At 70.5% G+C, this 20,044-nt stretch carries 18 protein-coding genes and 1 tRNA gene; 8 read left to right on the top strand and 11 right to left on the bottom strand.

Going from position 1 to position 20,044, the window contains the following annotated elements; all coding sequences use genetic code 11:
• A partial coding sequence (locus BZL64_RS20810; protein ID WP_143663248.1) for a GNAT family N-acetyltransferase occupies window positions 1–313 on the bottom strand: 313 nt, incomplete at its 3' end.
• A 109-nt stretch (window positions 314–422) separates the two neighbouring features.
• On the opposite strand from BZL64_RS20810, the gene BZL64_RS20815 reads away from it, so the two are divergent.
• The gene (locus BZL64_RS20815) at window positions 423–770 is read left to right on the top strand and encodes a hypothetical protein (protein WP_086770715.1); all 348 of its coding nucleotides are present in this window, start codon (window positions 423–425) and stop codon (window positions 768–770) included.
• Window positions 771–912: 142 nt separating this feature from the next.
• Here the strand turns inward: BZL64_RS20815 and BZL64_RS20820 are convergent, their stop codons facing one another.
• Window positions 913–1,593 (bottom strand): TetR/AcrR family transcriptional regulator, encoded by a 681-nt coding sequence (locus BZL64_RS20820; RefSeq protein WP_086770716.1) that lies wholly within the window; start codon window positions 1,591–1,593, stop codon window positions 913–915.
• Window positions 1,594–1,681: 88 nt separating this feature from the next.
• Between BZL64_RS20820 and BZL64_RS20825 the strand changes: the two genes are divergently transcribed.
• Together BZL64_RS20825 and BZL64_RS20830 are read left to right on the top strand one after the other, a co-directional pair.
• Window positions 1,682–2,791: an FAD-dependent oxidoreductase gene (locus BZL64_RS20825; RefSeq protein ID WP_086770717.1), complete on the top strand. Its 1,110-nt coding sequence runs from the start codon at window positions 1,682–1,684 to the stop codon at window positions 2,789–2,791.
• A 257-nt stretch (window positions 2,792–3,048) separates the two neighbouring features.
• Window positions 3,049–3,672, top strand: a complete 624-nt coding sequence (locus BZL64_RS20830; protein WP_086770718.1) for a hypothetical protein — start codon at window positions 3,049–3,051, stop codon at window positions 3,670–3,672.
• An 85-nt stretch (window positions 3,673–3,757) separates the two neighbouring features.
• Here the strand turns inward: BZL64_RS20830 and BZL64_RS20835 are convergent.
• A tRNA-Val gene (locus BZL64_RS20835) sits at window positions 3,758–3,829 on the bottom strand.
• A 236-nt stretch (window positions 3,830–4,065) separates the two neighbouring features.
• On the opposite strand from BZL64_RS20835, the gene BZL64_RS20840 reads away from it, so the two are divergent.
• The 3 genes from BZL64_RS20840 to BZL64_RS20850 all read left to right on the top strand — a co-directional run bounded on the left by BZL64_RS20840 (window position 4,066) and on the right by BZL64_RS20850 (window position 7,043).
• The gene (locus BZL64_RS20840) at window positions 4,066–4,836 is read left to right on the top strand and encodes a DUF4097 family beta strand repeat-containing protein (protein ID WP_086770719.1); all 771 of its coding nucleotides are present in this window, start codon (window positions 4,066–4,068) and stop codon (window positions 4,834–4,836) included.
• 74 nt (window positions 4,837–4,910) lie between these two features.
• The gene (locus BZL64_RS20845; RefSeq protein ID WP_086770720.1) at window positions 4,911–6,284 is read left to right on the top strand and encodes a coiled-coil domain-containing protein; all 1,374 of its coding nucleotides are present in this window, start codon (window positions 4,911–4,913) and stop codon (window positions 6,282–6,284) included.
• Between the two features lie 114 nt (window positions 6,285–6,398).
• Window positions 6,399–7,043, top strand: coding sequence for a DUF4383 domain-containing protein (locus BZL64_RS20850; protein WP_086770721.1), 645 nt, complete (start codon window positions 6,399–6,401; stop codon window positions 7,041–7,043).
• A gap of 16 nt (window positions 7,044–7,059) precedes the next feature.
• On the opposite strand, the gene BZL64_RS20855 is transcribed toward BZL64_RS20850, so the two are convergent.
• The 3 genes from BZL64_RS20855 to BZL64_RS20865 form a co-directional block, all read right to left on the bottom strand.
• Complete coding sequence (locus tag BZL64_RS20855) at window positions 7,060–8,238, bottom strand: amidase domain-containing protein (RefSeq protein ID WP_244205424.1); 1,179 nt, start codon at window positions 8,236–8,238, stop codon at window positions 7,060–7,062.
• A gap of 147 nt (window positions 8,239–8,385) precedes the next feature.
• Window positions 8,386–9,669: a polysaccharide deacetylase family protein gene (locus BZL64_RS20860; RefSeq protein WP_086770723.1), complete on the bottom strand. Its 1,284-nt coding sequence runs from the start codon at window positions 9,667–9,669 to the stop codon at window positions 8,386–8,388.
• A gap of 47 nt (window positions 9,670–9,716) precedes the next feature.
• On the bottom strand, window positions 9,717–11,978 hold the full coding sequence (locus tag BZL64_RS20865; RefSeq protein WP_425276058.1) for a transglycosylase domain-containing protein: 2,262 nt from the start codon (window positions 11,976–11,978) through the stop codon (window positions 9,717–9,719).
• A 236-nt stretch (window positions 11,979–12,214) separates the two neighbouring features.
• On the opposite strand from BZL64_RS20865, the gene BZL64_RS20870 reads away from it, so the two are divergent.
• On the top strand, window positions 12,215–12,436 hold the full coding sequence (locus BZL64_RS20870) for an FmdB family zinc ribbon protein (protein WP_086770724.1): 222 nt from the start codon (window positions 12,215–12,217) through the stop codon (window positions 12,434–12,436).
• A gap of 3 nt (window positions 12,437–12,439) precedes the next feature.
• Here BZL64_RS20870 and BZL64_RS20875 read toward each other — a convergent pair whose 3' ends face one another.
• The 3 genes from BZL64_RS20875 to BZL64_RS20885 all read right to left on the bottom strand — a co-directional run bounded on the left by BZL64_RS20875 (window position 12,440) and on the right by BZL64_RS20885 (window position 16,955).
• Window positions 12,440–13,252: an HAD family hydrolase gene (locus BZL64_RS20875; protein WP_086770725.1), complete on the bottom strand. Its 813-nt coding sequence runs from the start codon at window positions 13,250–13,252 to the stop codon at window positions 12,440–12,442.
• Window positions 13,252–15,702 carry a phosphoribosyltransferase gene (locus BZL64_RS20880; protein WP_086770726.1) on the bottom strand — a complete coding sequence of 817 codons (2,451 nt, stop codon included), beginning with the start codon at window positions 15,700–15,702 and terminating at the stop codon, window positions 13,252–13,254. The genes BZL64_RS20875 and BZL64_RS20880 overlap by 1 nt, the downstream gene beginning before the upstream one ends.
• An 86-nt stretch (window positions 15,703–15,788) precedes the next feature.
• The gene (locus BZL64_RS20885; protein ID WP_086770727.1) at window positions 15,789–16,955 is read right to left on the bottom strand and encodes an HpcH/HpaI aldolase/citrate lyase family protein; all 1,167 of its coding nucleotides are present in this window, start codon (window positions 16,953–16,955) and stop codon (window positions 15,789–15,791) included.
• Between the two features lie 225 nt (window positions 16,956–17,180).
• Here BZL64_RS20885 and BZL64_RS20890 point away from each other — a divergent pair, with 225 nt between their 5' ends.
• Window positions 17,181–17,954, top strand: a complete 774-nt coding sequence (locus BZL64_RS20890; RefSeq protein WP_086770728.1) for a TerD family protein — start codon at window positions 17,181–17,183, stop codon at window positions 17,952–17,954.
• 31 nt (window positions 17,955–17,985) lie between these two features.
• Here BZL64_RS20890 and BZL64_RS20895 read toward each other — a convergent pair whose 3' ends face one another.
• Entirely contained in the window at window positions 17,986–18,723 is a 738-nt protein-coding gene (locus BZL64_RS20895) for a TerD family protein (protein ID WP_086770729.1), read from the bottom strand.
• Window positions 18,724–18,852: 129 nt separating this feature from the next.
• Entirely contained in the window at window positions 18,853–19,995 is a 1,143-nt protein-coding gene (locus BZL64_RS20900; protein ID WP_086770730.1) for a DUF475 domain-containing protein, read from the bottom strand.
• Window positions 19,996–20,044: the final 49 nt, after the last annotated feature.

Here is a 20,044-nt window from a genome sequence, read left to right on the forward strand (position 1 = left end):
GCCCTCTGCCCTGGAACTCGGGCAGTACCCCCCACCCCGTCTCCCAGACGGGTTCGCCCTGCCAGGACCGCTCCCAGTAGCCGATCGACCCGACGGTCTCCCCGCCCTCGGCCAGCACGACCCGGTACATCCGCCCGGAGTCCAGCTCCAGATACCGCCGGTGACGGTCCGCGAGTTTCTCCGGCGTCTCCGGCCCGCCCAGGCGGTCGGTCATCTCGGGGCTGTTGTTCCGCTCCAACAGCCAGAAGTCGCCCTCCCCCCAGGGCACCAACCGCACCCGCTCCGCGCCGGTCTCCGCATCAGTGACGTCCATGCGGCCACCGTAGGACAGGGGTATGACATCACCCCGTTCCTTCATTCGAACGGATGAACCACCCTCAGAAACTCGCGCCTCAAAATCGAACACGCGTACCATTGCCGCCGTGGCTAAGACCTATGACTTTCCCAGCGACCTGCGCGCCGGTCAGGAGGAGCTGCATCAGGTCCGGGCCGAGCTGTCGGCCCTGCTGAAGCGGCTGCCCTGGTCGGTCGAGCCGCTGGACGGCTTCAGTGACGACGGCGGCTGGCGCAAGGTGGAGCGCCCCGCCTCCCCCGGCTGGACGGCCGACGAACAGGCCGAGGTGGAGAAGCTCCGCCGGCGCGAGCACGAACTGGCCGTGTTCGTGTCCGGTCACCGCTTCTGGGCGGAGACCGGCCCCACCGACCGCGTGGAGGCCCGCATGCGCCTCAAGCACACCCACGAGACGCCGCCACCCGGCGAGGAAGCCTAGCCCCGCGCCGCCCCGCCCGTCCGGCGCTTCGGCCGCGCGTCACCCCGGAGAAGCGGGCCTCGTCGCGCCACCCCGGAGAAGCGGGCCTCGATCGCGCCACCCCGGAGAAGCGGGCCTCGATCGCGTCACCCCGAGAAGCGGGTCACCCGGAGAAGCGGGCCTCGATGCCGTCGAGCAGGAAGTCGAGGCCGATCCGGAAGGTCCGGTCGGCGTCCAGGTGGGCGGCATCGCGCACCACCGTGGCCAGCGCGGGGAACCGGCCGGTGGCGAAGGTCCGCTCCAGATAGGGCCCGAGCGCCGCCTGCCAGCGCTTCTCGTCCATGCCGGTGGCCCGCTCGGCACGTCGCTCGGCGATCTCCCGGCGCACCGCGCCGATCACGTACGCGTTGACCGCGGCCACGACCGGCATGACGGCGTCCACGTCGACCCCGTCCAGCGCGGCCACCACGGCCTCCCCACCGGCCAGCGCGTGCGGCCCGAGCTGAGGCCGTCCACCCAGGAGATCGGCGAGCCATTCGTGCTCGTGAGCGGCGCGCCGAGTGCTTTCGGCAAGAGACCGGAGCGCCTCCCGCCAGCCGTCTCCGGCCGGCCGGATCTCGGCGTGGACGGCGTCGACCATCAGGTCGAGCAACTCCTCCTTGCTCGCGATGTAGCTGTACAGCCGCATCGGCCCCACGCCCAGCGCGGCGGCGACCTTGCGCAGCGACACCGCGTCCAGGCCGTCCGCGTCGGCCAGCCGGATCGCCGCGGTCACGATCCGCTCGCGGTTCAACGGGGCCGGCACGGGTCGATTCGGCGGCTCCGGCCTCTCCCATACCAACATGCCGCTCACAGTACATCGCATCGATCGATACACTGTATCGACGAGTACGGCGTATCGCCCCGTGCGGTGTACAGAAGGAGAGGCAACCATGACCATCGCCATCGTCGGAGCGGGCCTCGGCGGCCTGGCCCTCGCCCGCGTACTGCACGTGCACGGCCAGGACGCCGTCGTGTACGAACGCGAATCCTCACGCCATGCGCGCGGCCAGGGCGGCATGCTCGACATCCACTCCGGCCAGCGGGCGCTGCAGGAGGCGGGACTGATCGACCAGTTCCACGAGATAGCCCGTGGTGAAGGACAGGACATGCGCCTTCTGGAGCCGGACGGCACCCTGCTGCTCCAGGAGGACACCCCCGACGACGCCCCACTCGACCGGCCCGAGGTCGACCGCGCCGACCTGCGCGACCTGCTGCTGGACTCCCTCCCCGAGGACACGGTGCGCTGGGGACACCGGTTCGCCTCCGCCGACAACGGACGGCTGCACTTCGCCGACGGGAGCAGCGCGACGTACGACCTGCTGGTCGGCGCCGACGGCGCGTACTCCCGGGTCCGCGCGCTGCTCACCGACGCCCGCCCGGCGCACATCGGCCAGAACATCGTCGAGGTCGGCATTCCCGACGTCGACCGCACACACCCCGACCTCGCGGCGATGGTCGGACGCGGCAACTACTGGGTCCTCGGCGACGGGCTCTCCCTGGCGGCGCAGCGCAACGGCGACGGCCGCGTCCGCATCGGCCTCAGCTTCTACAACACCTCCGAGGACTGGTTCGCCACCAGCGGGATCCCGTTCGACGACCCGGCCGCCGCACGGGCGCGGCTGATCGAGCTGCTCCCCGGCTGGGACCCACGGTTCACCGCGCTGATCGCGGCCTGTGACGACACGGTCGTGCCGCGCTCGATCACCACGCTCCCGGTCGGCCTGACCTGGCCGTCCAGGCCGGACGTCACGCTGCTCGGCGACGCCGCGCACCTGATGGCGCCGGTGGGAGAGGGCGCCAACATGGCACTCCTCGACGGCGCCCTGCTCGCCCTCGCGCTGACCGCCCACCCGGACGACCTCCCCACCGCCGTCGCGGCGTACGAACGCGAGATGTTCGAGCGCACCAGCGCCGCCGCCCGGATGTCCGCGGCCCTCCAGGAGGTCCTGATGTCCCCGGACGCCGCCCGGAGAATGTCCGCCTTCTTCCAGCCGGGCTGAAGGCGGCTGGGCGGGATGTGGCGACCGGATGTGGCGGGCCGGATGTGGCGGGCCGGATACGGCGGCCGGATACGGCGCGAGGGTGACTCGGACGCGGCTGGGTGACGAGCGGTCGGCGGCGGCGCCGACCTTCGGGCAGGCGTACACACTGTCGGACTTGATCACGATCAGGTGAAATTCACCGCCCTGCGGCAACCACACAACTTCTTCACCAGTCACACACCCGCAAGTCATCTTCACCACAGGGGACCAACCACATGAGCCAGCAGTACCCGCAGCAGCCGCACGACCCCAGCCAGCAGCAGCCCGGATGGGGCGGAGCCTCGACTCCACCCGGCTACGGACAGCCGCCGTTCCAGCCGTTGCCGCCGAAGAAGTCCAACGTCGGCAAGATCATCGGCCTGGGCTGTGCCGGCATCGTCGGCCTGTTCATCGCGATCGGAGTCATCTCCGCCGCCGCCACGAGCGGCGACGACTCCACGGACACCAGCAACAAGGACAAGTCCGTGGCGGCGGCCGACCGGCCGACGACCGACGCCGCCAAGAACGAGCCCGCCAAGGAGGAGCCCGCCAAGGAGGAGGCGCCCGCCGAGTCCACCAAGACGCAGGCGGAGCAGTTCCAGGCGTGCGTGGCCAAGACCGGCACCGCCACCGAGAAGACCGCCGTCAAGCACGTCACCAAGGTCACCGGCGCCGACAAGCGCAACGACATCCTTGACGCTGCCGAGGTGTTCACCGACTTCTCCGGCGGGCTCATGGGTCCCCACCAGGGCGACGGCAAGCTCATCGCCTCCGCCTTCACCTCGTGCTACGAGTCCGACAACGGCCTGGTCACCGTGTACGACAAGGACGGCGAGATCCTCGCCAACGCCAACTACTGATCTGGCTCCCTGGGCATGGAAGCGGCCCCCCGGAGACAACTCCGGAGGGCCGCGGACGCCCTGCTGGACAGGGCGTCATCCTCGGTGGGCGCGGACGGTTTCGAACCGCCGACATCCTGCTTGTAAGGCAGGCGCTCTACCCCTGAGCTACGCACCCAGGACGAGTCGACAGCCTACATTGCCCGAGGCCGTGCCCGGCAAACCGTATCCACGGAGGGGGCTGCGCCCGCGGGTTCCGGGGTCCGCGGGTTCCGGGGGTTAACCCCACCCCGGATCCGGGAGTGCGCCCGATCGTCCGGCGGCCCCCGCGTCCCTACCGTCGTAGAGGTCGGGAACAGCCGAGAACAGTGGCATTCGGGCGGGCCGCGGGGTCCGTCGCAGGGGGAGATCATCATGGCCCGTTTCACCGTCCAGGTCCGTACGGTGCTCGCCGCGGGGGCCGTCGTCGCGCTCGCCGCCACCGGGACCGCCTGTTCCTCCGCCGGGGACGACGAGCATCCGGACCACCGGTCGTTCGCGCTGAAGGGCGCCGCTCTCACCGTGGACTCCGACGACTCGGCGATCGAGATCGTCGCGTCGGACGAGTACCGCGAGGGCACGGTCCAGGTCACCCGCTGGTTCGACGGCTCGGTCCTGGTGGGTGACGGGCCGGACGTCACCTGGTCGATGAAGGACGACCGGCTGGTGCTGCGCACGCACTGCTCCGGTGTGGTCGCCGACTGCGCGACCAAGCACCGCGTCGAGGTCCCGCGCGGGGTCGCCGTCACGGTCGAGACCGACGACGGCAGTGTCCGCGCGCGGGGCTTCCGGGACGCGCTCAGCGTCCGCACGGCCGACGGCTCGGTCCGGGTCACCGACTCCAGCGGGCCACTGGACCTGCGCTCGGACGACGGTTCGGTGCGGGCGCAGGTCTCCTCGCGCCGGGTCAGCGCGCACACGCGTGACGGCTCGATCCGCCTGGGCCTGGACGCCGTACCGGACCGGGTGGAGTCCGGCAGCGACGACGGGTCCGTGACGATCGAACTGCCGGAGGCCACCTACAAGGTGACGACCCGCACCGGGGACGGTTCGGTCGACGTGTCCGTGCCGCGTGACGACTCCAGCGAGCACGTCGTGTCCGCGCGCAGCGGCGACGGGAAAGTCACCGTGCGGAACGCGAACTAACGCGCCCGTGTGTTCGTCATTAACCGGTGGGAGAATGACTCCGGGCAGGGCGAACCACAGCACGGGAGAGGGATGTGACGGCGACACCAGCGCAGCCGTACTCGCCGTCGGAACCGCGCGCGCGTCTGCGGGTGCTCGCAGACGCCCTCGCGCTCGCCGCGCTTCCCCTGGTCGCCGTCGCCCTGTTGCCCGCCGCGTTCGCCGGCGGTGGCACCCGGCGCTGGTTCGGCGGGCGGGCGGAGAGCCAGCGGGCGGAGGCGCAGGCCGCGAAGGACGCCGCGGCGGCCGCGTTCTACGAACTGGACACCGCCCAGCGGGATCTGCGGATCTCCATCGAGACGATCACCGCGGTCGACGCCTCGCCCGCCGCCCGGCGCGCGGTCGCCGACTTCGAGGCCATCGGCCGGCGCATCGACGAGGCCAGTCACCAGTACATCCAGGCCGTCGACGCCCATGACCTGGACCGGGACGATCTGGAGGCCGCCGCCGCCACGCAGGCGCGTGGGCAGCTGACCCGGGCGAAGGACGAGCTGGTCCGGGTCAAGGGTGAGCTGGACCGCTTCACGGACGGCCTCGGGCCGCTCCTCGGCAAGGCGGAGACGCAGCTGGCCCGGCTGGCGCCCTCCGTGGAGCGGGCCCGTCAGGGCCTGCTGGCCGCGTCGAACGCGCTGGACGCGGTCCGGGAGACCGGTCTGAAGGCGGACGGCCTGGCCGCCCGGCTGGCCGCGCTGGGCCCGGAGCTGACCAAGCTGAACCAGGGTGCCGGGCAGCACGGCGTGCCGGGGACCCTGGAGCGGGCCGAGCGGGTCGCCCGCGAGGCGCAGGCGGTCCGGGCGGAGGCCGAGCGGCTGCCGGAAAGAGCCGCGGAGATCGACCACCGGCTGGTGTCCCTGCGCACGCGCGCGCAGGCGCTGACGACGCGGTCGGGGCAGGTCGAGCCGATCCTGAGCGAGCTGCGCCGGCGTTTCACGGCGGCCTGCTGGCAGGACCTGCAGCACGTCCCCGACCAGTCCGTGGAGCACGTACGGCAGGCGGAGGCGAAGCTCGCCGAGGCGCAGAGCGCGCGGGACGCCCAGCGCTGGCCGGACGCGACGGCGCTGCTGTCGACGGCGCGGGCCCTGCTGAACTCCACCGACGAGGCCGTCTCGGCGGCCGGTGACCGGCTGACGCGGCTGAACGCGGTGCAGAAGGATCCGCGGCAGGAGATCGAGCGGACCAGGTTCGCGATCCGGGACGCGCAGCGGCTGGCGATGGCCGGGCGCCACACCCCCGATCCGCGGGACGCGCGGCCGTTGGACGAGGCGGTGGCCCGCCTGGAGCGGGCGATCGCCACGCTGGAGGGCCGTCACCCGGACTACTGGCACTTCCTGACCGAGACGGAGGCCGTCCGGCACGCGGTGTCCGATGTGGTGAGCCGTATCCGCGAGGACCGCGGCGCCGGGCACTGAGCACACCGCGCACCCGGACTCTGCCGTTGCCCCCGGCGCGCACCGGGCGGATATTGGATGGTGCGTACGGGTGCGTACGACTCTGCTCGCGCAGCGCTTCCAAGGGAGGCGGAGATGGCGACCCACCTCATGCATTCGGGGACCCGGCAGCGGATCAGGCTGGACGACCACCTGCCCGTCGATCACCGTCTGAACACGGTCTACCGGATCGGCGCCGGCCTGATGGGCCTCGGGCTGCTGGTCTTCGGGATCTTCGGGATCATCGACCGGATCGGCTTCTTCGACACCGGCGGGGACACCGTGTGGAGCCTCAACACCAACGGCGCGCTCAGCTGGCTGTCGGTCGCCGTCGGCCTGTTGCTGCTGGTCGGCATGGTGATCGGCGGGAACTTCGCGTCCACGCTGAACATGACCCTCGGCGTGCTCTTCGTGGCCAGCGGCTTCCTGAACATGGGCCTGCTGGAGACGGACTACAACTTCCTGGCGTTCGAGATCCAGAACTGCATGCTCAGCTTCGTGATCGGCATCCTGCTGCTGGTCTTCGGGATGTACGGCAGGGTCGGGTCGGCCCTGCCGCACGACAACCCGTACTGGCGGGCCCGTCACCCCGAACTGGCGGAGGAACGGGACCGCCATCAGGAGCGGCGGAAGCAGTTCCCGGCGGAGCACCCCGAGGCGCCCCGGATCAGGTCCCGGGAGGCGGCCCGTGAAGCGTTCGGGGAGGCCCCCCAGCACGGTCAGGACCCACCGGGGACCTGACCGGGCGCCGCGCCCGTCAGGTGCGGTAGGCGTAGTACGCGGCGGTCGGGTACGACGCGATGATGCTCGCCACCGACCTGCTGTAGGTGTTGGTGGAGTGGTACGTCAGGTACGGGACGCCCCGGCTGCGGGACGTGACGATCATGGTGTGGTCCTTGGAGCCGTCCTTGTCGAAGTCGACCTGGAGGACGTCGCCGACGTCCATCTGGTAGACGTTGGCGAGGCTGGTCGTCCGCTTGGAGTTCTGGGCGAACCAGGACCACTCGTTGACGCCGATGAACGAGTGCGACTGGATGTCGGCGTTGCCGAACCACCTGGTGTAGTCGTACACGTAGCCGGGGACGTGCTTCCAGCCGCCCGCCTTCAGGGCCTGGCTGACGAAGTTGGTGCAGTCGCCGCCCGCGCCCTGCCCGTTGAAGTCCGGGTAGGCGGTGTTGTAGTTCGACCAGTACTGCTTGGCGTAGGCGGCCATCGCGTTGTAGTCCAGACCGCTGGCGGTGAAGTTCTTCGCGTTCGCCGGGCCGGGGTACGAGGTCGACGCCTTGGGAGCCGACGGCGTCGTGCTGGTGGTGGTCGCCGCCACCATGGGCGCGACGGACGGCCTGGCCGTCTGGTTCACCGCGAGGCCCTCGTCGGTGTCGCGGATGCCGGTCAGCTGCCAGTTGCCGTGGCGGTCGGCGGTGAACGTCAGCTCGTGGTGGGCCTGGAAGCCGGTGGCCTTCGGCTCGTCGCCGCGGACCTTCTCGTAGGTGAGGGTCGTGGTCTCGGTGACCGCGACCTTGGCCTTGCGGCCCTTCACGTTCGTGGCGTCCAGCGTGACGGCGGTGCTGCCCTTGCTGTACTTCTCGCCGAGCTTGGCCAGCCGCTCCTTGCGCTGGTCCAGCGAGGACAGGGTGGCGTCCTCGGTGCGGTTCTGCTTCGACGACAGCGTGACGTCACCGGAGAAGCCGTCGGTCAGCGGCTTCCCACGGTTGTCCTGCTTGCCGTCGACCAGGGCTTCGGTACGGTCGGTGAAGACCGCGTCGGCGAGGCGCTGGAAGGTGGCCTTGGTCCTGGCGTCCACCTTGGGGTCGTCGACGACCGCCGCGCCGGCGCTCCAGTTGGGCAGCAGGGCCACGCCTGCGACGACGGAGGTGGCGGCGGCCCCGAGTATCGCGGCGCGGCGCCGCGTACGGCTCAATTTCCTTGACTTCACGAATATTTCCCCTCTTGCCCCGGCGGCTGGATGCCGGGGTAGCGCATCTTTGCATGCCATGTGTGGCTCGTGTGAAGAGGGGGGCGGCCGTGCGGGCGTGGGAGTTATAGGACCGTCACTGCACAACTGCGTCCCGTGTCAACCCGGTTACTGGACGACGGTCGACCAGTCCGGCGACTGGGCCGGGTCGAGGGTGCGCAGCCGGTTCAGCGTGGCGGGCGTCTGCACGTCCATCCAGTCGGCCAGCTCCTTGAAGGACACGCACTTGACGTCCTTCTTGACGCACACGGTCTTGATCATTTCGTCGACGGCCTTCATGTAGATGCCGCCGTTCCACTCCTCGAAGTGGTTGCCGATGAACAGCGGGGCCCGGCTGCCGTAGTACACGCGGTTGAAGCCGGCCATGTAGGAGTCGACGGTCTCCTGCTGCCACTGCGGGTACTTGGCCGGGTCGCCCTCGGTCTCACCGTCGGACTGGTTGTAGAGGTAGTTGAAGTCCATGGAGAGGCCCTGGTACTTGCCGCCCTCGTACGGAAGCATCTGGAGCGGGAAGTCCCAGATGCCGTCCTTCTTCGTGGGCCAGATCTGGAAGTCGCCGGCCGAGCTGGCGTCGTAGCGCCAGCCGTAGCTCTTGGCGGCCTTCAGCAGGTTGGCCTGTCCCTCCAGGCAGGGGGCCCGGCCGCCGACGACGGCCTTCTTGATGTCGAAGGGCAGCGGTTCCATGTCGGTGTAGCCGGTGTTCGTCTTCCACTTCTCGGCGAACCCGTAGAACTGGTCGATCTCGCTCTTCCACTCCTCGACGCTCCAGTCGCCGCCGCCCTTGGCGCCGCAGAAGTGGCCGTTGAAGTGGGTGCCGATCTCGTTGCCCTCCTCCCACGCCTTGCCGAGGTCCTCCAGCGTGGTGCGGACGTGTTCGTCGGTGGGGAAGCTGATCGCCGCCGATCCCTTGGGGTGCTGCGGCGGGCTGTAGAGGTCGGCCTTGCTCTTGGGCAGCAGGTAGATGCCGGTGAGGAAGAAGGTCATGTGCGCGTTGTACTCCCGCGCCATCTCCCGGTAGTGGGTGAACAGGCCGTCGTCGCCGGCCAGGGCGCCGTCCCAGGAGAAGACGACGAACTGGGGCGGCTTCTCCCCCGGCTTGAGCGGTACGGGCTTCAGGGTGCCCTTCTGCGGGCCGGTGTACGAGGTGGAGCCATCCCCCAGCACCTTGGTCTTGCCGTCCCACTCCGGCTCTTCGTCCGCCGATGCCGTCGCCTTGCCGCCCTTGCCCGCGGAGGCGGTCGGCGCGGTGTTGTCGGTGCGGCTCAGCACCAGGTATCCCACGACCAGGGAGGTGACGACGAGGAAGGCCGCCAGGGTCAGGAAACCCGGATGGGCGGCAGCGGGGCGGTTCGTTGCCCGGGCCTTGCGGCGGCGGCCCGACGGTGGCGTCATGTGCGGCTCATTCTCGAGAGGTTCGGGGACTGCGGTGCGGCCCGGGGTCAGTCGAGCGGGCTCATGGCCTGGGACCAGATGCCGTAGGGGACGCTGTCGTCCGCTGTGCCGCCGATGCCCTTCAGCGGCAGCGGTTCGAGACTCTTGGCCAAGTCGATGCGGTAGACCACGACGGCTGTGGAGACGGCCTTGTGCGTGCCGACGTACCAGGCGGCCTTGTCGTCCTGGGTGGTGCCGGCCTTGCCCGCCACCTGGACGCCGTCGGGTGCGGCGCCGGGGTGGGCGGTGCGGAAGGAGTCCGTGAGCGCCGAGGTGACCTCCTCGGCCGTGTCGGCGCCGACCGCGCGGGCCGGTTTGGGCAGGACCATCGGGACCTTGGTGCCGTTGTGGGTGATCTGCCGCACGGAGTACGGCTCGGTGTGCTTGCCGGCCGCGGCGAAGGTGGAGTAGCCGCTGGCCATGCGGATGGCGCTCGGTGTGGAGCTGCCCTGCGTCATCATGGGCACCTGCGCCCCGAGGCTGGAGGGGAGCAGTCCGGCCGCCTCCGCGGTGGCGCGCACCTTGTCCAGGCCGGTGTCCATGCCGAGCTGCATGAACGGCGTGTTCACCGACAGGGCGAGCGCCCGGTGCAGGGAGATCTGCCCGTAGGACTTGTCGTCGTCGTTGCCGGCGGCGACCTTCTTGCCGCTGCGGTCCCAGTACGGCCCCTCCGGCGTGGTCACCGGCACGCCGTCGTCGCCGTCGTAGACGGACTCCCCGGTGACCGGCGTGGCCGCGCCGTCGCGCGTCTTGTGGACGCCGTGCTCCAGCCCGGCCGCGTACACGAACGGCATGAAGGCGGAGCCGGCCGGGACGGTGGTGGCGTTGGACTCGTTGTAGCCCTGCGTACGGTGGTCGGGGCCGCCGTGGACGGCGAGGATCCGTCCGTCCGCGGCCACCGAGGCGGCGCCGTAGTGGGCGGTCTTCGCGTTCTTCGGGTCGTCCTTCAGTGCCTTGTCGCGGGCCTTGGTGACGGCGTCGGTGAGCTGGGTCTCACGGTCCTTCTCGAAGGTCGTGTAGATCTGGTAGCCGCCGAGGTCGAAGTCCTTGTCGTCGATCTTCGCGGTCTTCTTGGCGTACTGGGAGGCGAGTTCGACGAGGTAGTCGCTCTGCTCACCGGTGTCGTACAGCGGATTGCTCTTGAGCGGCTCGGGGAATTTGGAGTACGAGGCCCGCTCGGCCTTGGAGAGTTTGCCGATGAGGACCATCCGGTCCAGGGTCCAGGTCCAGCGTTCGACGGCTCGGGCGCGGTTGGCGCCGCTCAGGGTCGGGTCGTAGAGCCCGGCGCCCTTGAGGAGGGCGGCGAGGAAGGCGGCCTCGCTGGCGTTCAGCTCGCTGACGTCCTTGCCGTAGTAGGCCTGGGCGGCGCGCTGGATGCCGTAGGTGCCGCGGCCGAACCAGCTGGTGTTGAGGTAGCCCTCCAGGATGTCGTCCTTGCTCATCTGGTTGTCGAGCTTGAGGGCGATCATCGCTTCGGTGAACTTGCGCCGGACGGTCTGGCTCTGGTTCAGGTAGACGTTCTTGACGTACTGCTGGGTGATCGTGGAGCCGCCCTGGGTGTCGCCCTGGCCGAGCGTGCGGAAGAGGGCGCGGCTGATGCCCTTGAAGGAGATGCCGGGGTCGCTGTAGAAGCTCTCGTTCTCGGCGGCCAGGACGGCCCAGCGGACGTCCTCGGGGATGTCCTTGAGGGGCATCGCCTGGCGCTGCACCCAGCCGGTGCGGGCCATGGGCGTCCCGTCGGCCCAGAAGTACACGTTGTCCTGCTGGGTGGCGTAGGTGTTGAGGTTGTCCGGGACGTCGGTGGCGGCGTAGGCGACGACCAGGAAGAGGCTGCTCAGGCCCAGGGTGGTGAGGAAGCCGCCGAGGGACTGCCGCCAGGAGGGTATCCAGCGGCGCCAGCCGGTGCGGCCGGGCCGCGGGTAGTGCGGGCGCATCCGGCGCGCGTAGGGGGCGAGGAAGGCCGTGAGACGCGCGACGTGCGGGGCGAGGACGGCGACGAGGGGTGCCAGTCGGGAGACGAAGGCGGCGGCGAAGCGGGAACGCACGGGCGGGCGGGGGGCTTTTCTGCCCTTCCGCCGGTCTTCCGATGAAGAAGAGCCTGATATGGAGGATTGGCCCGATATATCGAGTTCATCCTCGCTACCCGGTATGCCCTCCGGTGGCACCCGCAGCTGCATGGTTTCGTCCGCCCTGAAAGAGGCGGGAACCTTCAACTGCATGGTGGCGTCGGCCGGCTCCTGGGGCTCCTCCCCCTGCCCCGCCTGGGTCACTGTGTCTCCCTCCGCACTCGGTATTGCTCGCGTAGGCAGACGTACAGACGTACGAGGGTCTGACATGGTTGCCGTCGGAACGGCAGCAAACCCTGAATCCCCCAACCTCGCGGTCGTCGCGGCGCCCTCAAATTACCAGCGCCCTTCGCAAGTTCTCCACATGAGAAATCGACAGATGTGAACACCATCGAAACTGCCGGACTCGCGTCCGCACAGAGAGGGATTAATCTTTCGGCATGCCTCGCTACGAGTACCGCTGCCGGACCTGCGGCGACACCTTCGAACTCAGCCGTCCCATGGCGGAGTCCGGCGCGCCCGCCGACTGCCCGTCCGGCCACGACGACACGGTCAAACTGCTGTCCACCGTAGCCGTCGGCGGCACGGTCTCCGCCCCCGCGCCCAGAGCGGGCGGCGGAGGCGGAGGGGGCGGCTGCTGCGGCGGAGGCTGCTGCGGCTGAGGCCTACGGCGTCTCGCGGACGCCCTTGAGGAACTCCCGCAGGATCCGCTCCCCCGCCAGCACGCCGCGCTCGGGCAGCGCCGTGACCTGCGGTGCCGTCCAGGCCGCTTCGTGCAGCTCGCCGTGACCGGGGCGCCAGCCCCGGTCCGACACCAGCAGCAGATCGGCGTCGAGCAGGGAGTCACCGGCCGCCAGCGTCAGCGCGGCTCCGGTGCGCCGGGCCACCTCGCGCACGGCCGCGCTCTTGGTGAGCGGCTTCGGCACGGCGTAGATCTTGCGGCCCTGGAGCGACACGGTCCAGCCGCGGTTCTCGGCCCAGACCGCCAGCTCCTTCACCCACTCCTCGGGCAGCAGCTCGCGCTCCACCACCAGGTAGGCGAACAGTTCCTCGGCGATGCGCTCCTTGCGCAGCCACAGCGGATCGGCGAAGGCCGCCAGGTGCGCCTGCACCTCCGCCAGCGGCGCGCACTCGTCGGCCAGCCGCGCGGTCACCACGGCCTGCCAGTCCGGGTCGGACACGCCGTCCACCAGCAGATGCCCGCCGTTGGCACAGATCGCGTACTTCGGCGGCGGGCCCGGCAGATTGATGCGCTGGTACTGCTTGCGGGTCCGGGTGGTCGTCGGCACGAACAGCGCCGCATCCCCCAGCTCGGTCAGCAGCTGCGCCGCCGTCTCCGTCATGTACGACAGGGGACGGCTCTCGTGCACCTCCACGCAGAGCAGCCGGGGCGCCCGCGCGTCCGGCATGGTCAGCGCGAGGGCCGCCGCGGAGTAGATGAGCGTACGGTCGAGGTCGCTCGCCACCAGCACCGGCATCACAGAGCCACCGCCTTGCCGTCGGCGCCGGTCGCGCCGCGCGTGAACCGCGGGTGGATCAGCCCGACGCAGGTGTACGGCAGGTCACCGACCTCCTCCACCGGCACCCCGCGCTGTCCGGCCAGCAGCCGGACGTGGTCCAGGTCGGCGCCCGCCCCGGCTCGCGCCAGAATCTTCCACGGCACCCGGCGCAGCAGCACCCGGGTGGTCTCGCCCACGCCCGGCTTGACCAGGTTCACATCGTGGATGCCGTACTCCTCGCTGATGCGCTCGACCGCGGCCCAGCCCTCCCAGGTCGGCTCCCGGTCGGCGGCGAGCAGCTCCTTCACCGTGGCGTCCACGGCCTCCGCGACCTCGGGGAAGCGGGCCGAGACGGCGTCCAGGAAGGCGCCCGAGAGGTCCGCTCCGGCCAGCTCGCGGTAGAACTTCGCGCCGTGGAAGTCGTCCGGGCCGACCAGGTCGGCGCGCAGCACGGTCCGCGATATCAGGCCGGACACCGTCGAGTTGAGGCAGGCGGAGGGGATCAGGAAGTCCTCGCGCGTGCCGTAGGTCCGCACGCAGGAGCCCGGGTCGGCCAGCACCGCGATGTCCGGGTCGAAGCCGATCGCGCCGCCCGCGGCCTCGAACTCCTTGACCGCCGCCGCCAGTTCCCGGCTGATGGCGCCCTTGCCGGTCCAGCCGTCGACGAAGACGACGTCCGCCGGGTCGTGGTGCTCGGCCAGCCAGCGCAGCGCGTTGGCGTCGATGCCCCGGCCGCGGACGATCGAGACCGCGTAGTGCGGCAGGTCGAGGCCGTGCCGGTGCCGGGCCCAGCGGCGCATCAGCACGCCGACCGGGGTGCCGGCGCGGGCCAGGGAGACGAGCACGGGCCGCGGGGACCGCTCGGCGATCACCAGTTCCGTCACCGCGCCGACGGCCTGCGCCAGCCGGGCCGCGGACGTCTCCAGGGCCGCGTGGAACAACTCCTGGTACTGCTCGCTGGGCTGGTACTCCACCGGCAGCGACTCCGCGTAGTGCGCGCCGCCGCTCTGGATGGCCTCCTCGCGCTCCTCGGTCGGCGCCTCAAGCGTCACGTCCGAGAGGTCCTGGAGCAGCCAGCCGACCTCCTCGGGCGCGTACGAGGAGAAGGCGGGACCACGGAGGGGGTCGGGCAGCATCGCGGACCTTTCGGGTACGTACAGCGGCTCGGGGACGTAACTGGGCACGACCGCGAGGACGACGTGCGGGGTGTGCGCGGCGAGCCGGTCCAGGAGGCCGCCGGGGGCGTGCAGCGCGGGGGTGTCGGCGGCGGAGTCGACGACGGCCACCACGGCGTCGAAGCCGGCGCCCGCGATGTTGTAGGCGTAGCGCTCGCCGGGGCCGTCGGCCGGATCGTCGTGGGCGGGGAAGACGATCCGGCTGCGTATCGCGTAGCCGGGGTCGTCGACCGCGAGGACGGGTGAGCGGGTGGTGGTGGAGAAGCGCACCTCGGCGGCCGTGACCTGCTCCAGTTCACGGGCCAGCCGCAGCGGGGCGTACATCAGCTCCTCGAAGCCCAGGACGTGCACCCGGCGTGCGCCCTCGGGCAGGGCATCGGCGAGCCGTGCCGCCATCGCGGGCAGGGCAGCCTCCAGCCGGGTCCGGTGCTGCGGGGTGAAGCCGTGCCGGCCGCCGTCGGGGAGGCCGCGGGGCCAGCGCAGGTCGGCCCGTACGACGCGGCCGGTGGCGGCGGGCCGGGCGGGGTCCGTCATGGCCGGCTCGTGCCGTGCGACGAGTTCCTGGCCCTTCTCCAGCACCCCCTCGGGGAGCCCGACCGTGCCGGAGGCCGCCGTCACCAGGTCGACGCGGGCGTCGATCTCGCGGGCGAAGGCCTCCAGGCGGCCGGCGTCGGCCGGGGAGCGCATGTCGACCAGGGCGACGACGACGTACCGGCGGCGCGGGTAGCGCTCGTGCAGGTCGCGGATGGTGTTGAGGACGGTGTTGCCGGTGGAGAACTCGTCGTCGACGAGTACCAGCGGGCCGTCCCCGACGAGCAGCGCCGGGTCCTCCGGCAGCAGCAGGTGGGAGGTGGCGTGCGAGTGGGACTCCTCGAAGCCGCCCGCCGGGACGACGCCGGGGACGGGGCGCCGGGTGGAGTGCAGGTAGGGCGCCCGGCCGATGCCGTCGGCGACGGAGTGGCCGAGGCCGGTGGCCGTCTCCGCGTACCCGAGGACGACGGCCTCGGCGGCCTCCTCGCCGAGCAGCTCGCCCACCCGGCGGCCCAGGGCGAAGCCGTGGCCGTAGACCACGGAGGGCGCCTGTGGCACGTGCTTGCCCAGCACGTTCGAGACGAGCAGGTGGGCCCGCTTGGGGTTGCGGCGCAGGGCCAGCCCGAGCAGCCCGGTCAGCTCGTCGTCGCCCTCGAGGCGGACGCCGAGCCGCTCGGCGACCCAGCTCCCGGACCAGACCCCGTCGTTCACTGCGTTGTTCATGCGTCCCTATGTCGTGAGGAATGGTGGTGCCGGTGATGCGGTCGGTTCCGGCGGTGCGCGCGGTGGTGCGCTCGGTGATGCGCGGGTCAGCCGGGGATGCCCGCGGCGAGCAGGTCGACGAAGCTGACGTCCTCGTGCGCGACGCCGAAGACCTCGGCGCGCAGCATGGTCCGCTCGGCCCAGGCCCGGTGCGGCTTCACCTCGTTCATCTTGTTCGTGTACGCCGACCTCAGGACGCCACCGCCGCCGCGCTCCGGCCGCAGGATGTCCGCCGCGTCGCCGTACTCCTCGTGGCTGACCACGGACAGCGCGTGCACGGCCGGTACGTGCGAGGGGTGGATGCAGGTCTTGCCCAGCAGACCGTTGGCGTGGTCGAGGGAGATCTCGCGCAGCAGTCCGTCCATCGCGTGTTCGATCAGTTTCTCACGCAGCTCGACGGCCTGTCCTTCCAGGAAGGGACTGTGCCGCAGCATCGGCTTGAACATGCGCTCGGGGACCCGGAAGTACTCCCAGACCGGCCCGGTCACCGTGAAGCCGGTGCCGTCGGCCCGCCCCAGCATGTTCACCACGTCGGCGATCACGGAAGCGACGATCTGGACGTCGTAGGCGGTCATGTCGGGCGCCCGGCGCAGGCCGTACGACGAGCAGAAGTCGGTGACGCCGAGGCGCAGCGCGAGAACCCGGCTGCGGTACTTCTCGACGGCGCGGGCAATGCCCTCCAGGGCGTCCACCCGCGACTCGCGGTACATCAGCTCGGGGGTCTCCAGGACGGGCATGCCGAACAGCCGCCGGCCGCTCGCCAGCTCGGCGCCGGCCAGGGCCTCCAGGAACGGGATGCCGCGTTCCTCCGTGAACTTCGGGAACACGAAACCGCTGAGCAGCCGCACGGCCGGGCCGAGGCGCCGGACCAGGTCCGGGATCTGCTCGGGGGTGCGGATGCGGATGAACAGCAGCGGCGGCTCCAGGCCGGGGCGGGCGGCCAGGTCCGTGAACTGGCGGACGAGGTTCTCCTCGCCCTCCTCCACGTCCTCGTCGCCGATGGAGTCCTCCAGGCACAGCACCATGGACACGACGCCACGCCCGGTCTGCTTCAGGATGTCCTCGGCCAGCCGGGGCCGGGTGGCCGGGCTGTAGAGCGTGGCCCCGAGAGCGGCGGACAGCACCCGGGCCGACGAGTCCGCGTCGAACGAACACGGCTCCCGGTGGAACAGTCGCTGCCGCACCTCAGGGGCGAGGTGCCCGAAATGACGCATATATCTCCCCCGTGGTGCAAGTCGAGCGTGTGGATTCGGCAAGAGGTGGCCGGTAATAGTACGTAGAGACCCATGTCCTGGGTTCCCACCGGTCATGAATTTCAGGTAACTCCAGGTAGCACAGAACGGCACAACCCGGCACGGCCCGGCATCGTCCGCTACGGGAGTGCCGGTTGCCGTCTACCCGCATTGTCGTGAGCAGAACCGAGAGGGCAGGATGAGCGCATGACGCACGCGATGCTGAAGGGGTCGAACGTCCCGCTGAAGGCCACCACGGTACGGGCCGTGCTGCGCTGGACACCCGGGCAGGGGGTCCCGGACGTCGACGCCTCCGCGCTGCTCCTCGGCCCCGAGGGTCGTGTGCGATCCGACGAGGACTTCGTCTTCTACAACCAGCCCCGGCACCCCTCCGGGAAGGTCTGGCGGCTCGGCAAGAAGCGGAGCGCCGAGGGCCTCACCGAGACGATCCAGACAGATCTGGCCGGTGTCGAGTCCGACGTCGGCCAGATTCTCCTGGTCGCTTCGGCGGACGGCGCCACCTTCGACCGCGTACGCGCCCTCAGCATCCTGCTGTACGACGCGGCGACCGCCGAGGGTGAGCCGCTGGCCACGTTCGACATCCGCCCGGAGACCGGTGAGGAGACCGCGCTGATCTGCGGCGAGCTGTACCGCCGCGGGGAGGGCTGGAAGTTCCGCGCGCTCGGCGAGGGCTATTCCAACGGTCTCAAGGGCCTCGCCACGGACTTCGGCATCTCCGTCGACGAGTCGGAGGAGGCCGCCGCCGACGCGGACGCGGACGCCGGCTCCACGCCCAGCCTCTCCCAGCCGCTGCCGCCGGAGCAGCCCACGGCAGGCGTCCCGCAGCAGCCCGCCGCCTACGGCTTCCCCCCGTCCCTGCCGACGTACGGCTACGGCTATCCGGACGCGGCGCCGGCCGGGTCGGCCCCCGCGGGGGAGTTCCGCATGCCGCCGCAGGGGCCGCAGTTCATCGGCCGGTGAGGACGACCGGGGGCGACCGGGGCGACCGGGCCTAGCGCCCGGCCTTCGTCTTGTAGCCTCGCCCCCACTGCAGCCCCCACCCGTACAGCCGGTCCAGCTCGGCCTGGAAGCCGTACACGAAGCGCACCTCGCGCCGGACCATCATCTCGCCCTTCACGTTCTCGATCATGACCACGGCGCAGGAGCGGGCCTGGGGGTGCCGCTCGTCGAGGCCTATCTCGATGCGCGGCCCGTTGCTCGGGTAGAGCGTGACGATCGCGTGCGTACGGTCGAAGGCCGGCGTCTGGTCGTAGATGTAGACGAAGACCAGCAGGCGCTTGATGGAGTCCCGGTGGTCCAGGTTGACGTAGATCGTCTCGCCGGACGCGGACCCGAACCGGTCGTCACCGCTCAGTTTCACGAACGGCGCCGCGTTGATCTCGCCGAGCAGGCCGCCCAGCGGCTGGACGACGCCCTTCGTCCCGTCCGCCAGCTCGTACAGACAGCCCAGGTCGAGGTCGACGTTGACCATGCTCTGGCTGTGTCCGACGACCTCCGGCGGGCGCAGCGCCTTCAGAGGGTGGCGCAGCAGGCTCTCCCGCGAGTTGCCCCCGAAGTCCGAGGTACGCATCCGCCACGCCAGGTTGATGCGCAGGTGCCCGGTGGCGGCGTCCTGCTTGGTGAGCGAGACCTGGCTGTGCCGTTTGGTCAGCTCTATCGCGTTGCTCGCCGCACTGCCCGAGTCGAAGTCGGCAGCCCTGCCGGGCCAGAGTCCGTCGAAGAAGCCCATTACCGCCCCCAAGTTCCACGCCCGAAAACGCCTGTCCGCACAGTCCCCCCGGAAACGGCCGGCGGGACGGCCCCGAGGACTGGTCCTCGACGGCCGCCCCGCTCAGAGCGTTCCTCACCGGGAAGCTGATCACACGCCGGACGACACCTCAGTCTTGTCGTCCGAGTCCGCCTTTCCCTCTGCCGCTGCCAGTGCCCGGTTGCGGCGCACGGAGGACCAGAAGGACCAGCCGATCAGAACCACACCGACCATGCCGGTGATGAACTCGTGGATCTCGTACTGGATGGTGATGAGCAGGATCACCGCGAGGGCGCCGATCGCGTAGTGCGCGCCGTGCTCCAGGTACACGTAGTCGTCGAGGGTGCCCTCGCGGACCAGGTACACGGTGAGCGACCGGACGTACATGGCGCCGATGCCGAGGCCGAGGGCCATCAGCACGATGTCGTTGGTGATGGCGAAGGCGCCGATCACACCGTCGAAGGAGAAGGACGCGTCCAGGACCTCGAGGTAGAGGAACATGAAGAAGGCGGCCTGGCCGGCCAGGACGATCGGGGCCTTCTTCTTGCCGGTGCGCGCGGCTTCCTCCTCGGCCTCGTGCTCGCGTTCCTCTTCTTCCTCCAGCTTGTTCTCGAAGTAGCCGGAGAGGCCGCCGACCACCATGTACGTGATCAGGCCGCCGATGCCGGAGAGCAGGACGGTCTCGGCCTTGTCCGCGGGCCCGGCGTGCAGGTGGGCGTGGGTGGCGAAGGTCATCGCGGTGACCAGCAGGACGATCAGGGCGATGCAGACCGACAGCATGTCGACCTTGCCCAGCTTGGCCAGCGGGCGCTCCAGCCAGCCGAGCCACTTGATGTCCCGGTCCTCGAAGATGAAGTCGAGGAAGATCATCAGCAGGAACATGCCGCCGAAGGCCGCGATCGCGGGGTGCGCGTCGGTGACCAGCTGCTCGTAGCGGTCCTTGTCGGTCAGGGCGAGGTCGACGGCCTCGATCGGCCCGAGCTGGGCGCTGATCGCGACGATCACGACCGGGAAGACCAACCGCATGCCGAAGACGGCGATCAGCACGCCGATGGTGAGGAAGATGCGCTGCCAGAAGGCATTCATCTTCTTCAGGATCCCGGCGTTGACTACTGCGTTGTCGAAGGACAGCGAGATCTCGAGGACGGACAGGATCGCCACGACACCGAGACCGGTCCACCCCCCGTAGAACACCGCTGCGACGAGGCCGAGCGCGGTGACCGCGAACGACCACCCGAAGGTTTTCAGAACCACTGGCTACCCAATCCTGTCTCTGGGCCCCGGTCCCCCCAAGCGAAGCCTG

It is taken from the genome of Streptomyces bobili (assembly GCF_002154575.1).
Taxonomy (GTDB): Bacteria; Actinomycetota; Actinomycetes; order Streptomycetales; family Streptomycetaceae; genus Streptomyces; species Streptomyces bobili.

Coding starts and splice junctions, on each gene's coding strand:
- BZL64_RS20850 (WP_086770721.1), top strand. CDS start 6,399: ATGGCGACCCACCTCATGCATTCGGGGACCCGGCAGCGGATCAGGCTG.
- BZL64_RS20885 (WP_086770727.1), bottom strand. CDS start 16,955: ATGCGTCATTTCGGGCACCTCGCCCCTGAGGTGCGGCAGCGACTGTTC.
- BZL64_RS20880 (WP_086770726.1), bottom strand. CDS start 15,702: ATGAACAACGCAGTGAACGACGGGGTCTGGTCCGGGAGCTGGGTCGCC.
- BZL64_RS20875 (WP_086770725.1), bottom strand. CDS start 13,252: ATGCCGGTGCTGGTGGCGAGCGACCTCGACCGTACGCTCATCTACTCC.
- BZL64_RS20870 (WP_086770724.1), top strand. CDS start 12,215: ATGCCTCGCTACGAGTACCGCTGCCGGACCTGCGGCGACACCTTCGAA.
- BZL64_RS20820 (WP_086770716.1), bottom strand. CDS start 1,593: ATGTTGGTATGGGAGAGGCCGGAGCCGCCGAATCGACCCGTGCCGGCC.
- BZL64_RS20840 (WP_086770719.1), top strand. CDS start 4,066: ATGGCCCGTTTCACCGTCCAGGTCCGTACGGTGCTCGCCGCGGGGGCC.
- BZL64_RS20825 (WP_086770717.1), top strand. CDS start 1,682: ATGACCATCGCCATCGTCGGAGCGGGCCTCGGCGGCCTGGCCCTCGCC.
- BZL64_RS20860 (WP_086770723.1), bottom strand. CDS start 9,669: ATGACGCCACCGTCGGGCCGCCGCCGCAAGGCCCGGGCAACGAACCGC.
- BZL64_RS20895 (WP_086770729.1), bottom strand. CDS start 18,723: ATGGGCTTCTTCGACGGACTCTGGCCCGGCAGGGCTGCCGACTTCGAC.
- BZL64_RS20830 (WP_086770718.1), top strand. CDS start 3,049: ATGAGCCAGCAGTACCCGCAGCAGCCGCACGACCCCAGCCAGCAGCAG.
- BZL64_RS20890 (WP_086770728.1), top strand. CDS start 17,181: ATGACGCACGCGATGCTGAAGGGGTCGAACGTCCCGCTGAAGGCCACC.